The sequence below is a fragment of the Ferrimonas lipolytica genome, from assembly GCF_012295575.1.
GTDB lineage: Bacteria > Pseudomonadota > Gammaproteobacteria > Enterobacterales > Shewanellaceae > Ferrimonas > Ferrimonas lipolytica.
This window is the reverse complement of the sequence record NZ_CP051180.1, coordinates 2,942,033-2,955,723: the sequence shown is the minus strand read 5'-3', so window position 1 is coordinate 2,955,723 and position 13,691 is coordinate 2,942,033. Positions and strand designations below refer to the sequence as shown.

General features: G+C 50.8%; 12 protein-coding genes. 6 read left to right on the top strand and 6 right to left on the bottom strand.

Annotated elements, in window-relative coordinates; all coding sequences use genetic code 11:
• From apaG to lptD, 5 genes are all read right to left on the bottom strand, one after another.
• A complete protein-coding gene (gene apaG, locus HER31_RS13520; protein ID WP_168661188.1) occupies positions 1-375 on the bottom strand; it encodes a Co2+/Mg2+ efflux protein ApaG in 375 nt (124 codons plus the stop codon).
• Positions 365-1,174: a 16S rRNA (adenine(1518)-N(6)/adenine(1519)-N(6))-dimethyltransferase RsmA gene (gene rsmA, locus HER31_RS13515; protein ID WP_168661186.1), complete on the bottom strand. Its 810-nt coding sequence runs from the start codon at positions 1,172-1,174 to the stop codon at positions 365-367. The genes apaG and rsmA overlap by 11 nt, the downstream gene beginning before the upstream one ends.
• Positions 1,171-2,160 (bottom strand): 4-hydroxythreonine-4-phosphate dehydrogenase PdxA, encoded by a 990-nt coding sequence (pdxA, locus tag HER31_RS13510; RefSeq protein ID WP_168661184.1) that lies wholly within the window; start codon positions 2,158-2,160, stop codon positions 1,171-1,173. The genes rsmA and pdxA overlap by 4 nt, the downstream gene beginning before the upstream one ends.
• Positions 2,157-3,425, bottom strand: coding sequence for a peptidylprolyl isomerase SurA (gene surA, locus HER31_RS13505; protein WP_168661182.1), 1,269 nt, complete (start codon positions 3,423-3,425; stop codon positions 2,157-2,159). Before surA ends, pdxA begins: the two co-directional genes overlap by 4 nt.
• Before the next feature lie 69 nt (positions 3,426-3,494).
• Positions 3,495-5,780 carry an LPS assembly protein LptD gene (gene lptD / locus HER31_RS13500; protein ID WP_168661180.1) on the bottom strand — a complete coding sequence of 762 codons (2,286 nt, stop codon included), beginning with the start codon at positions 5,778-5,780 and terminating at the stop codon, positions 3,495-3,497.
• A gap of 162 nt (positions 5,781-5,942) precedes the next feature.
• Here lptD and HER31_RS13495 point away from each other — a divergent pair, with 162 nt between their 5' ends.
• The 6 genes from HER31_RS13495 to HER31_RS13470 all read left to right on the top strand — a co-directional run bounded on the left by HER31_RS13495 (position 5,943) and on the right by HER31_RS13470 (position 12,095).
• Positions 5,943-6,965 (top strand): aminoglycoside phosphotransferase family protein, encoded by a 1,023-nt coding sequence (locus HER31_RS13495; protein WP_168661178.1) that lies wholly within the window; start codon positions 5,943-5,945, stop codon positions 6,963-6,965.
• A complete protein-coding gene (gene murU, locus HER31_RS13490; RefSeq protein ID WP_168661176.1) occupies positions 6,962-7,633 on the top strand; it encodes an N-acetylmuramate alpha-1-phosphate uridylyltransferase MurU in 672 nt (223 codons plus the stop codon). The genes HER31_RS13495 and murU overlap by 4 nt, the downstream gene beginning before the upstream one ends.
• Entirely contained in the window at positions 7,617-8,354 is a 738-nt protein-coding gene (gene djlA, locus HER31_RS13485) for a co-chaperone DjlA (RefSeq protein WP_168661174.1), read from the top strand. The genes murU and djlA overlap by 17 nt, the downstream gene beginning before the upstream one ends.
• Before the next feature lie 2 nt (positions 8,355-8,356).
• Positions 8,357-8,986, top strand: a complete 630-nt coding sequence (locus HER31_RS13480; protein WP_168661172.1) for an outer membrane beta-barrel protein — start codon at positions 8,357-8,359, stop codon at positions 8,984-8,986.
• A 78-nt stretch (positions 8,987-9,064) separates the two neighbouring features.
• Complete coding sequence (locus HER31_RS13475; RefSeq protein WP_168661170.1) at positions 9,065-10,021, top strand: D-2-hydroxyacid dehydrogenase; 957 nt, start codon at positions 9,065-9,067, stop codon at positions 10,019-10,021.
• 121 nt (positions 10,022-10,142) lie between these two features.
• Positions 10,143-12,095 carry an exoribonuclease II gene (locus HER31_RS13470; RefSeq protein WP_168661168.1) on the top strand — a complete coding sequence of 651 codons (1,953 nt, stop codon included), beginning with the start codon at positions 10,143-10,145 and terminating at the stop codon, positions 12,093-12,095.
• 190 nt (positions 12,096-12,285) lie between these two features.
• Here the strand turns inward: HER31_RS13470 and mgtE are convergent, their stop codons facing one another.
• Positions 12,286-13,638: a magnesium transporter gene (gene mgtE, locus HER31_RS13465; protein ID WP_168661166.1), complete on the bottom strand. Its 1,353-nt coding sequence runs from the start codon at positions 13,636-13,638 to the stop codon at positions 12,286-12,288.
• Between the last annotated feature and the right edge of the window lie 53 nt (positions 13,639-13,691).

Here is a 13,691-nt window from a genome sequence, read left to right as displayed (position 1 = left end):
TTAATGAAGAATCCCAGGTTGGCTTAATTGGAATGGAGCGATAGGGGCTTTGATAGAGCCGCGGGCAGTGGCTAAGGTAAAGTAGCCATGCATGCTGCCAACAGGGGTTTCGATAACAGCAGCGCTGCTGTATTGAAACCGTTGCCCTGGTTGCAGCGTTGGCGTTTCACCGACAACGCCTTTGCCTTCAACCTCAACCTGTTTACCGTTAGCATCGTGGATAAACCAGTGACGCCGTTCAAGAGTGAGACGGTCATTACTGATATTGTCGATGGTGATCTGGTAGTGAAACAGGAAGCGACATTCGGCCGGATCGGATTGCTCCGGCACGAATGTGGTTACAACCGTTATCCGCAGCGGGGATTCAGGCTGCATTACGGCGGCTAATGAAGTTGGCCATGGTTACGTACTGCTCTACGCTGATGCGCTCAGGACGTAGGGTTGGGTCGATCCCCATTTGCGCAAACTCTTCATCATTCAGCTGACCCTTGAGGTTATTACGCAGGGTCTTACGGCGCATGCTAAAGGAGCTGGCAACCAGTTTTTCCAAGGTACGAATGTTGTCGGCAGGGTACGGCTTCTGCTTGTGTGGCATCAGTCTTACTACGGCGGAGTCTACCTTTGGTGGCGGGGTAAAGCTGCCTGGTGGTACTTCCAGCACTGGCATGGTTTTACAGTAGTACTGCGCCATAACCGTAAGACGGCCATAGTTTTTATGACCAGGGCCAGCACAAAGACGTTGCACCACCTCTTTTTGCAACATGAAATGCATGCTTTCCATGTTGTCGACGGTTTCAAATAGGTGGAACATCAGCGGAGTCGAGATGTTATAAGGCAGGTTGCCAAACACCTTCATCCGTTTACCTGGTTCTGCCAGTTGACCGAAATCAAACTTAAGTGCATCCCCTTCGTGAATAACCAAGTGTTGCCCCCAGCGTGGTTGATTACGCAGGCGCTCAGCCAAATCACGGTCAAGTTCAACCACATTTAGGGTTTCTACTTGCTCTGCCACTGGCTGAGTTAAGGCGCCTAGACCAGGGCCAATCTCAACCATGGTGTGATCGTTATCAGGGCTGATAGCAGCAACGATATGATCGATGACGTTCATGTCATGCAGGAAGTTTTGACCAAACCGCTTTCGGGCGCGGTGCCCCATATGAATATTGTTGCTCATGAATGTTGATTATTCGCTAGCTCGATGGCTTTACTTAAGGCGACATGGAGGCTACCCGGATCAGCTTTGCCTGTTGCGGCTAAGTCTAATGCGGTACCGTGATCGACAGAAGTTCGGATAAAAGGTAATCCCAGTGTGATGTTCAGTGACTGACCAAACCCTTTGTATTTTAGCACCGGTAAACCTTGATCGTGATACATTGCTAAGACCGCGTCGGCCTCATCGAGGTATTTTGCTTGGAACAAGGTATCCGCGGGTAGCGGTCCGGTTAGCAACATTCCTTCGCCGCGTAACGCTTCGAGGGTTGGCTCGATAACGTCGATCTCTTCTCGACCTAAGTGGCCGCCTTCGCCGGCATGGGGATTTAAGCCACAGACGAGGATTTTCGGTTGCTCGCAACCAAATTTGGTTTGCAGATCGTTGTGCAAGATACGGATAACTTTATCCAAACGCGCTGGTGTGATCGCCTTAGCTACGTAAGCTAATGGGATATGAGTAGTAACCAGTGCTACTTGCAACCCTTCGGTAGCCAACATCATCACCACATCTTGACACCCTGCCTGTTGAGCAAAGTATTCAGTGTGACCAGAGAATGGCACGCCTGCTTGGTTAATTATGCCTTTATGAACTGGTCCCGTCACTACCGCATCAAACTCACCACTTAGGTTGCGTTCACTGGCAAAGCGAAGTGTTTCCACGACGTAAGCGCTGTTTGCTTCATTCAGAACTCCGGCAGTAACCGGTGCTCGCAGTGGCGTTGGGGCAATCGTTAAGGTGCCTGCTGCTTGCGGCTGTGGCGGTTGCGATGGTTGATACGGTTGCAGTTGCAACGGTAAGCCAAGTAGCTTGGCACGCTGTGTCATTAAATCAGGATCGGCACAGATCACCAGCTCAACAGGCCATGCCTGTTGAGCTATTTGGATGACGAGATCGGGGCCGATCCCTGCAGCTTCACCTGGGGTAATCGCGATCCGGCGAGTTGTCATTTAGTTTCAACTACTTCGATATAGGCGTTAGAGCGTAGCTCGTTCTGCCAGCTTTGCGCTTGTTCACCAAACTTACGGCGATAAAGTAACTGATAGGCGCGATCTGAATTGATGGATTCGCTGGCGTCGGTGGTACGACGTTCGATTAACTGTACCACGTGCCAACCGTGGCTAGAGCGAAATGGCTGCGAGTATTCGCCCGGCTCAAGACTGTTAAGGGTGTCGCGGAATGCCGGAACATACATATTGGGATCAGCCCAACCTAGATCGCCACCACGAGCCGCAGAGCCAGGGTCGTCAGAATGCTTTTCTGCCAAGTCGGCAAACTCACTTTGACCCGCTTTTAGTTGTTCTAAGAATTCAACTAGCATCGCTTGAGCACGGTCTTCACTTAGGATTGGTGAAGGCTTTAGCAGGATGTGACGCGATTGCAGTTCTTTTAGCTCTTTGGTTTGAATACCGCGGGTCTCAAATACCTTGACGATGTGGAAACCGGCACCGCCCTTAATTGGGCCAATGAGGTCACCAGCTTTAGCGTCGGTAACCACTTCGCTGAAAAGGGTTGGCATGGCGTTGACGTTCATAAAGCCCCAGTCGCCACCCTCAAGTGCTTTAGGGCCAGATGATGCCGCTAGGGCAGTCTTCTTAAAGTCAGCGCCTTCGTTCAGCAGCGTCATCACTTTTTCGGCTCGCTCACGGGCAGCGATTTCGTCATCGGCGAAATCGATAAGGATGTGACCGACATGGAATTCGGCGCTTTTGAGACCTTGTTCCTTAATCAGTTTTACAAGGGTTTCAATTTCTTGAGGGGAGATCTGTACGCGGCGTTGAACCTGAACTCGTTGTACCTGGCCAATGGTGATCTCATTGCGGATCTGCTCACGGTAAGCAGCATAGTTGTCGCCACGGGACTCAACAACAGAACGAAACTGGGTTAGATCCATGCCCTGCTCTTTGGCCATGTTGGTTAGGGTTTGATCTAGTTGGGTATCACCAACAACCATGCCCATACGTTCAGCCATCTGTAGTTGTAGCGATTCAGTAATAAGGCGATCAATCACCTGAGTTCGTAATGCGTTGTCAGATGGCAGCTGCTGGCCCGCGTCAGTAGCAGACTGCTTCACCATATCTAGGCGGTCAACTACTTCACTTTCAAGGATAATGCCGTCATTCACCAGAACGGCGACGTGATCCAGTGGTTGCGGTGCTGCGATGGCTAACATCGGGGCTAGCAGTGAAGCGAGTAGGGTATTACGAACTCTCATTTATGGTATCCATTCTGGCTTTATTGGCGTGATTTGCTCAACGGAGGCACTTTATCACGTCTTAGTTAATCAGTTACGTAAGTAGTAAGGTTTGCGATAGTTAAACTGACCTTCATCGCGCATCTTCGATACGCCGATAGGGCCGGATGAACCAAGTCCTTTCAACACAAAGTTGATGCGGAAACCTTTGTCATAGTCAGAGGTACGACCGATGGTATTGAAATCTTCGCCCTCATAGTTTGTTTCTAATTCTTTGTAGTAAGAGAACTGAATCGCCCAACAGCAAGACTCATATTGAAATCCTGCATAACTCTCAACGGCACGGCTAAGGTGGGTGTCGTAGTAGTAATTACCAATGAAGTAGATATCTTTAGCTACTGGCCAAGTGGTACGTAAACCGGCTTGGCTAATATCGACCGAATCGCCGTTATCGTCGACGCCCAAATCTGGCACGTATCGATGGGACAGCTGAATCATCCTATCGTTATCGACCTGATAATCGACCGACAGTTCAGTTTTGTTGGTATCACCGGATTGGGTATCAAATTGGAATGAGCCTTGCAGTGCCCAGCGCTGGTCGATCTGCCATTGACCTTCCATTGCTAACGCTGAGGTACTTTCTTGGCGCTGCTCATCCTCAGAACCGAGGCTTACCTCAGAGTCTTCGAAATAGAAAATTTGGCCGATTGAGAAACTGCCGCGCTCATGCAGTCCATCATCGAGAACTCGAGTCGACAAACCAACGGTCAGCTGATTGGCGTCGGCAATCCGGTCGAGGCCAGAATAGCGTCGGTCGCGGAACAAGCCATAATAATCTTCTTGCAGTTGCGCGGTATCATAAAGGCCAATATCTGATTGGTCTTCATGGGGAATGTAAAGATATTGGAACTGCGGTTCAACGGTCTGCAGGTAATCGTTGCCCTTGAACTGGAAGTCACGTTCGAAGTTCATCTGGCCGCCGATGCGCAGCTGTGGCAAGGTTCGGCTTACTTGATCATCGAGATCATCATTTTGTTGGTAATTGAGGCCGCTCTGATCGTAAAAGGTCTGCATCAGCTTCAGTTCGGCATTGAGGCTGCCAAGTGGCGACTGATAAGGCAGGCTCAACGTTGGCTCAAGGTGCAGGCGAGTCGCGGTGAGGTGATTACTATCACGGTGAGCAAAGTGAGTGAGTTCACTGTTGAAGTCGAAATTCAGGTTAGCCGGAATGCCGTGTTGGTAATAGTTGAAGGTCAGCGATGGCATAACCTGGAACGGCTTTTCTACATCACCTAATACCTCGATGTCTTGCACCCGTATCGCCATATCCCAGTTGTCACTGAAATAGGACACTTCGCCTTCACGATTGATCTGATTATCGGTGTTGGTACTGACGTCGCTGTCCATGTCAGAGAAATAGTTATCATCACTGAACTGGGTAAATTCACCGAATATGCGCCAGTTTTTGTCTAACTTGCCGGCATGCTCGAAGTGGAAGAGGTAGCGATCTTGGTTATCATCTTCTCTATCTTTGCCAATGTATTCTAGGTTTACTTGGCCTTGTCCCCAAGGCTGAAGGTAACGACCTACACCACGGACGAAGGTGCCACGCGCACTCATCACCTGAGTGGTTAAGGTGGCGTCCATATTCGGGGCGATGTTCCAGTAATATGGGACACTTACGTCGAAACCATTGTCTGAGCTGGTGGCGATGCTAGGAAAGAGGAAACCAGACTTACGTTTATCGGTAATCGGTACCGTCATGTACGGCATATACATTACCGGTACACCAAACATGTTTACCTTGGCGTGCCAAATTTCGCCCCACTCGGTTTCACTGTCGAGGATGATGCTATCCGCTTCCAGCTCCCAAGTTGGATCGTCGGCTACACAGGTGGTGAAGGTTGCATCCGTTAGCTCGATATTATCGTCAGCGGTGATCTGCAATAACTTAGCATCACCGTGAACCTGCTGACCGTTGAGCCAATATTTGGCTTTAGATAGCTCCGCTTCGCTGGCGTTCATGTCGGCGCTGAGTGAATCCGCGGCAACAGAAACCCCAAGATCTTGATAGAAGATCCCCCCGGTAGCGGTTAATTTTCCTTCAGCTTCACTTACTTTGGCTTGTTCGGCGGTAATGCGCCGAACCCCCTGAGTTAATTGAACCTGCCCTTCAAATTTGGCTGAATCACCGGCCACGGCCTCACTGCGATTGGCGTTAACGCGAACCGCTCGGTCATTTTCGTTTTCTTCCAGCGTCGTTGGGCTAGTAAGCTCTGGTGGACGAGGGGCTTCGCATTCGCCAGGCTGGACAAAATCGGTTGCCCACACAGTAAAGGGGGTAACACTAAAAGTAAGGATGAGGGAAAAGCGCATGAGGTCCCGTAATCGTCAACATCAAAAATCGAGTAACATCCATTTCGCCCGATAAGGAGCGCATGAAAGTTTTCCCTACAATTGCACAACAGCTTAATCGTAGGTAGAAAAACTTAGGTATGATAAAGCAATTTTAACTTTTCTACTACGTGTGGGACAGCGATGACGACCGACCCAAGAGCGCAACGATTACATCAATGGCTTGAACAAATTTGGCAACAACCGCTCGCGCCACCAGAAGCCATTTTTGCTGACGCCAGTTTTCGCCGTTATTTTCGTTATCAGCGTAATGGTGTTAGTGAAATAGCCATGGACGCTCCGCCAGAATTAGAAGATTGTCGGCCGTTTGTGGCAATGACTAAAGCACTTGCCGATGGTGGTTTACCAGTACCACAGTTGTTGGCGGAAGATCTGCAGTTAGGCTTTTTGTGTTTGTCTGATTTGGGCGATACCCACCTGTATGCTCGTTTGATAGAGAATGATGCGCAGCGGTGGTATCAAAAGGCGCTAGCGATGTTGCCAGCGTTTGCCGAGATAACCTCAACCGTTGCCGGTGCATTGCCGCAATACAGCCGAGCGCTGCTAACCACCGAGCTTGAGCTCTTTCCTCAGTGGCTGTTAAAGACTCATCTGCAACTCGATGTTGATGCCCAAATGTGGCAACAGCTAGTTGAGGTGTTGGTCGGCAATGCCATCGAGCAGCCACAGGTTGGAGTACATCGAGATTTTCACAGCCGTAATTTAATGGTTATCGGTGATACATTGGCGTTGATTGATTATCAAGGTGCCGTTGTCGGCCCGATAAGCTACGACGTGGTATCACTGCTTCGCGATTGCTATCTAGTGTTGCCAGAGGCGCAAATAACGTCGTTGCTGCAGCAACACCTAACCCAACTGAAAGCGGACGGGTTGCTAGATGAAACGGTTACACAGGAGCAGTTTCAGCGTTGGTTTGATCTGATGGGCATGCAGCGCCACCTCAAAGCCGCGGGAATATTTGCTCGGCTGCACCATCGAGATGGCAAGTCAGGCTATTTGGCTGATCTGCCGCGAGTGATTAATTACCTCATTGCAGTTGGGCAGCGTTATGTTGAAACACAACCTTTAGCGCAACTATTGGCCCAACAAGTTGCGCCTAGATTGGCTAACCCATTAGGCGAGCAGATGGATGATCTAAGCCGATGAAAGCGATGATCTTAGCTGCTGGGCGTGGTGAGCGTATGCGCCCATTGACGGATTCAACCCCTAAACCATTAATTCCGCTGCTGGGTAAACCACTTATTGAGTATCACTTGGAGAACCTAGCCCTTGCTGGTTTTACTGAGATAGTGATTAACCTAGGCCATTTAGGTGAACAAATCCCGCAAGCATTAGGAGATGGTAGCCGCTGGGGTTTATCGATTGCATACAGCGACGAGCAAGGTATGCCGTTGGAAACTGGCGGCGGTCTGTTAAAGGCCTTGCCCTTGTTAGGTCAACAGCCTTTTTTGTTGATTAACGGCGATGTCTATTGTCCCTACCCATGGCAACAGGTGACACTACCGGTAGGTAAAGTGGCACACCTGTTGATGGTGGCTAATCCAGAGCATAACCCCTCGGGGGATTTCAGTTTGGATAACGGCCTATTATCTCAGCACGGAGAGGCTAAGCTGACTTACTCGGGCTGTGCGATTATCGATCCACAACTATTGGCGGGCTCGCAGCCGGGGCGGTTCCCACTAGCACCGCTGCTACGTGCAGCAATGGAACAGGGCCAAGTTAGTGGCCATAGAATTACACAACCATGGTGCGACGTAGGCACCGTGGCTAGATTACAACAGTTGGAGAAACAGCTAGATGCGCATTTGGGGTAAGCTTATCGGTGCCGGAATCGGCTTTATGATGGGCAAATGGTTTGGAGCACTGTTGGGGCTCTATTTAGGGCATCGCTTCATCGATGCTCGTCGCCAACGTCGACCAAACCCGTTTTTCCACACCACCTTCGCCGTAATGGGCCATATGGCCAAAAGTACAGGCCAAGTGACTCAGCAAGATATTGCCTTGGCATCTGCGTTGATGGATCAGCTGGGGTTACGCGGTGATGCTAGGATTATTGCACAGCAAGCCTTTAGCGATGGCAAGTCGGCAGATTATCCATTGCGGCAACGGCTGAAACAGCTGGGTTTAGCGTTGCGTTTTCGTCGCGATTTGGCGCAGATGTTTGTTGAAATCCAGATCCAAGTTGCGCTGGCCGATGGTGAGGTACAAGCGCCAGAGATGCGTTTGTTGGAGATTATTGCCCATGAGCTTGGTTTTAACCAAGAGCAGTTGGCGCAGATGTTGGCGCGTCAAAAAGGTGGGCAACATGGCCAGCAAACTGGCATGAACATGGCGGATGCATGCCAGATCCTTGGTGTCGATGAGGCCGATGATTTGCGTACCATTAAACGCGCGTACCGTAAGCTGATGTCGCAGCATCACCCAGATAAATTGGCTAGTCAGGGGCTGCCGCCGGAGATGGCTCAGGTTGCTCAGGAAAAGAGTCAGCAGATCCAGTCCGCATGGGAGTTCGTTCGCGCTAACAAAGGAGAGTAACAATGCGCCAAGGAGTAGTGGCAGCGATAGCAACACTGTTAAGTGGCTCAGCACTTGCTGCTGAGCCCAATTATTTTATTGCACCAATGTATGGAATGAGCTTCGGCGGTGAGTTTGATACCACCGATGAGGTTGAAGGGGAGCGCACCGATGTTGGCGATCTAGAGATCGATAGTGATAGCCATGTCGGTTTTATGATTGGGCGAGAGCTGGATGACCCAGGTAACGTTTACCTGCTCTATTCGAAACAGAGCACCTCATTCAAGACCGGCAGCTTTGGTCCCTCCAACGGCGTTGATCTTGATGTTAGTTACCTGCATTTTGGTGGCAGTCTCTATTTCCCCAATGGGGATTTTGTACCCTATGTAACGGCGAGTGTCGGTGTTACTGAATTCAAACCAGATGGCGACTACTCTTCTGAGTATGCGTTCTCAATGGGGTTGGGCTTAGGCGCGCGCTATAACATTACCCGTAACATTGGCATCTATGCTGACGCCCGCAGCTTTTTCAGTGGCTACGAAAGTTCATCTGATCTAGTTTGTTTTGACCAAGATGGCCAATGTAAATTGCGACTGGAAGCCGATGCTATTGTGCAAGGGCAGGTGAACATCGGTCTATTGGCGCGGTTTTGATTTTAGCTGTGACGACGTTTCACAACCAAGTGAATTACCATGGCGCGATAACTATCGCGCCTTTTTTCTGGAAGTAGTATGAGAAAAATCATTGTATTGGATGGTGAGACGCTGAACCCAGGTGATCTCGATTGGACTTTGTTAAACCGATACGGTGAGGTGACCGTTTATTCCAACAGTTCAGCGGAGTTGGTGTTAGAGCGTTGTGAAGGCGCTGAGATCGTCTTAACCAATAAGGTTGTTTTAGATGCGTCCTTATTGGTACAGCTGCCACAATTACGTTATATCGGAGTGACGGCAACAGGCTATAACGTGGTTGATGTAAACGCCGCGGCAGCTCAAGGAGTTGTGGTTACCAATATTCCCGGTTACGGGCCCGAGTCGGTGGCGCAAATGGCAATGGCTCATCTGCTCCATTTTGCCAGTCGAGTGGCGCAGCATGATGACGCCGTGCATCAGGGTCAGTGGGTGGATAGCCCCAACTTTTGTTTCTGGAATGCGCCACTGATGGCATTGGCTGGTAAAACACTGGGCGTCGTTGGATTTGGCGATATTGGCCAAGCGATGGCTCGGATGGCGAGGGGCTTTGGCATGAAGGTTTTGGTGCATACTCGGTCAGAACGCCATGACCTGCCAACGGAGCACCGCTGGGTAACTCTAGCCGAACTATTTAGTCAAGCCGATGTAGTGAGCCTGCACTGCCCCCAAACTGCCGCCAATACTGAATTTGTTAATGCCCAGCTGCTGGCCACCATGAAACCAACGGCTCTGCTGCTCAACACTGCTCGAGGTGGACTGATCCATGAGGCGGAACTAGCGCAAGCATTAGCGGCGGGAGTCATTGCTGGTGCAGGTTTGGATGTACTCTCAACCGAGCCACCAGCCGCAGATAACCCACTGTTGACTGCGCCTAATTGTAGTATTACGCCACACAATGCGTGGGCAACTCTCGAAGCGAGACAAAACCTGCTCAACATCGCCATTGCCAATATTGGTAGCTACCTTAATGGTAAGGTTCAGCATCAAGTAAACTGATAGTCATGGTGCTGCCATGGGTCACCGATAAGGTTGGCGCATGCGGTGCTATCCCGTACAATTGCCGCTTTTCTGGTACCGCCGGAAGCCCATTTTAGTCAGCACAGAGACGGTAACCCCGATGTTTCAAGACAATCCGCTGCTGCAGCAATTAAAAGCTCAGATCCGCGAAACCCTGCCAACCGTTGAAGGGCAGGTAAAAGCTACCGCCAAAGGTTACGGCTTTATCGAAACCGATAAGGGCGAAAGCCACTTTGTGCCGCCGCCGATGATGAAGAAAGTCGTGCACGGTGATCGTGTTAGTGCGGTATTGCGCGAAGATGGCGATAAAACATCCGCCGAACCAGAGCAGCTGCTTGAGGCGAGCCTAGATCGCTTTATCGCCAGAGTGCAATGGTTTAAGGGCCGTTTAAACCTTGTTCCTGATCACCCGATGATGAAAGCGGGCATGCGTGCTCGCTGTAAAAAGCACATCGATGAGAAATCGTTAAAGGATGGCGACTACGTGGTTGCCCACCTGAAACGTCACCCGCTGCGTGAAGACGACAAGAGCTTCTTGGCGGAAGTGTCAGAGTTTGTCGCTGCCACCGATGATCCCCATGTGCCTTGGTGGGTGATCCTCGCTAAACATGACTTAGCTAAGGTTGAACCAGAAGGGCCAAGTACATGGCAACTGGATGGTGCTGAGCGTCAAGATCTGACCGCACTGCCATTTGTTACCATTGACGCGGCCTCAACCAAAGATATGGACGACGCCCTATATGTTGAGCGCAACGATAACGGTTGGCGTTTAACCGTCGCTATCGCTGATCCAACAGCCTATGTGCAGCCAGGCGATGACGTTGACCAAGAGGCCTTTAAGCGTTGCTTAACCCAGTATCTGCCGGGTTACAACGTACCGATGCTGCCACGTCAATTGGCAGACGAGCTGTGCTCGTTGGTTGAAGCTGAAGATCGTCCAGCCCTATGTGCCCATATACAAGTGGCTGCTGATGGTGAACTGCAGCCGGGGGCTGAGTTCTTTTTAGCCACCATTCGCTCGCAGGGCAAACTGGCCTACGACAACGTGTCTGACTACTTGGATGAGGTTGCCGATGGGTGGCAGCCACAGCAAGCTGAGATTGCTGAGCAATGCCAACAGCTGCACGCCTTAGCTAATGCTCGCAGTGCGTGGCGTAAAGAGAATGCCTTGGTGTTCCCCGATCAGCCAGACTATCGCTTTGAAGTGGATGACAACGGCAACGTACTCAATATTCACGTTGATGAGCGCCGTACCGCCAACCGTATTGTTGAAGAGTGTATGATTGTTGCTAACGCCGCTTGTGCCGAGCGTCTAAGTGCAACCGTTGGCCAAGGTATTTTTAATGCTCACGCCGGTTTGGACCCAGAGCGCATCAATCTGGTGGTAGAACTACTTGAGAAGCACCACATCACCTTTGACGCAGAACAGTTGCTGACGATGGGCGGTTACTGTGCCTTGCGCCGGGTATTGGATAAGCAAGAAAGCGGTTACCTTGATGCTCGAGTGCGTAAGCTACAGGCCTTCGCTGAGGTAGTAGGAACACCACAACCTCACTACGGCATGGGGCTAGAAGGCTATGCAACATGGACTTCGCCGATTCGTAAATACAGCGATATGGTTAACCACCGCTTGTTGAAAGCCACTATCGCTGCAAGCGATCCAACCCAAGTGGTAACTGACCAGTTGTTAGAGCAGTTGGCTAAAATGCGCAAGCTGCATCGCATGTGCGAACGTCACGTTGGCGATTGGCTCTATGCTCGTTATCTGCTGGCGGAGTCCGGTTCTAAGACCGAATTTACCGGCAAAATTATCGACATCAATCGCGGTGGTATTCGAGTGAAGTTAGCAGAAAATGGCGCCGTCGCCTTTATGCCAGCTAGCCACGTTAGCGTTGATAAAGCTCGTCTGAACATCAATGGTGAAACCGCTCAGGCATCGTTTGACGACGAGCTTAAGTTACAGGTGGCCGATACCATCGCCGTGACTATCGGGCAGGTAGACGTTGATCAACGTAGCGTTATGGTGTTACCGGTGACGCCGCTGGGCAGTTGATAGCTACTTATGTTTAGCAATTGTGAATAAAAAAGGGCTGTGTCGTAGTTAGTTGTTGAAGTTTATCTTAAGTCTTCGGCTTCACCGATTGCGGTGCTTTAACAGCCTTGGAAAGAACAACACTTAATTGGTACACAGCCATAAAAAAGGAGACGGTAAAACGTCTCCTTTTTTGTTGGCGGCAGCGAGCTTACGGAATGGGTAAGCCCAAGACAAAGCTGGCAAAACCAAGATAGATAACCATACCGGTAGCATCAACGATAGTGGTAACCAGTGGGCCAGAGGCCGTTGCTGGGTCGAGGTTGATCCGTGACAGCAAAAACGGCAGTGATAAGCCAATGAGTGAGCCTGCCATTACCACACAGATCATCGCCATGGTAACCACCAGTGCGATCTCTGGCCCACCGCGGAACCAACCTAAACTGGCAACCACGGCTCCCATGGTTAAGCCAAGGCCGCCAGCAACCAAAACTTCACGGCCAAGAACGCCGAGCCAGTCCTTCAATTCAACCTCGCCGGTGGCAAGGGCTCGCACCATCAGTGCGGCGGCTTGCGAACCGGCGTTACCGCCAGAGCCCACCAATAACGGCATAAAGAACACCAGTGCGACATGGCTTTCAATTACCGCCTCATAGTGGGCGATGCCGGCTCCAGAAAGTAGCGAACCAAATACCAACAGGATCAGCCAGCCAATACGTTTGCGATAAAGTTCCCATTTGCCGACTTTATCCATGGTGGAATCAAGTGCGGCAACCGAACCACTCTTTTGCGCATCTTCGGTCGCTTCTTCAACCACCGCATCCATGGCGTCATCGTAGGTACAGATCCCCACTAATCGCTCGGCGGTATCTAAAACCGGCAATGCCAGTAAGTCGTAGTGACGGATTTTTTCCGATACATCTTCCTGATCTTCATCAACGCGAACAAACAGTACCTCGGTCAGCATGATGTCCGACACCAGTCGCTCGGGGTTAGATAGGATCAATTCACGCAGCGAGATGGTGCCAACCAGATGGCGATCGCCATCGATAACGTAGGTTTGGTAGATGGTTTCTTTATCTGGCGCTTCTAACCGGAGACGTTGTAATGCCTTTCGGACGGTCCAGTGACTACGTAAGGTCGCGTAGTCAGAGCTCATCATTGCCCCTGCGGTTTTTTCTGGGTAGGAGGCGAGTTTGCGTACGTCTTCACGCTCGGCTTGAGCTAGCCCTGGCAGCAATGCTTGTTGTTGCTCTTTTGACAGCTGGTTGAACAGATCCGCTCGTTCATCAGATTCCATCTGTGAGAACAATGCCGCCAACTCATTGCGGGGCATCGACTCAGCGATGTCGGCTTGATTTTGCGGGTCGAGGTAACCGAATACATCGGCGTGATCAGGCAGCGACAGCAGATCCAGCAGCTTCGCCGCTAGAGGAGCATCGAATTCATCAACGGCCAGTGCGAAGTCGGCCGCGTGCATATGTTCCAGCTCAGCACGAATAGCGCGTTTATCACTGGCAGCGAGAGCTTCGCTAAGGGTGGCAAAAAGTTGTTCTTTTTGCATGGTCCACCTCCGAGAGTCGGAAGCAGAGCATTAGGGAGGCTATCCCTAGGGAG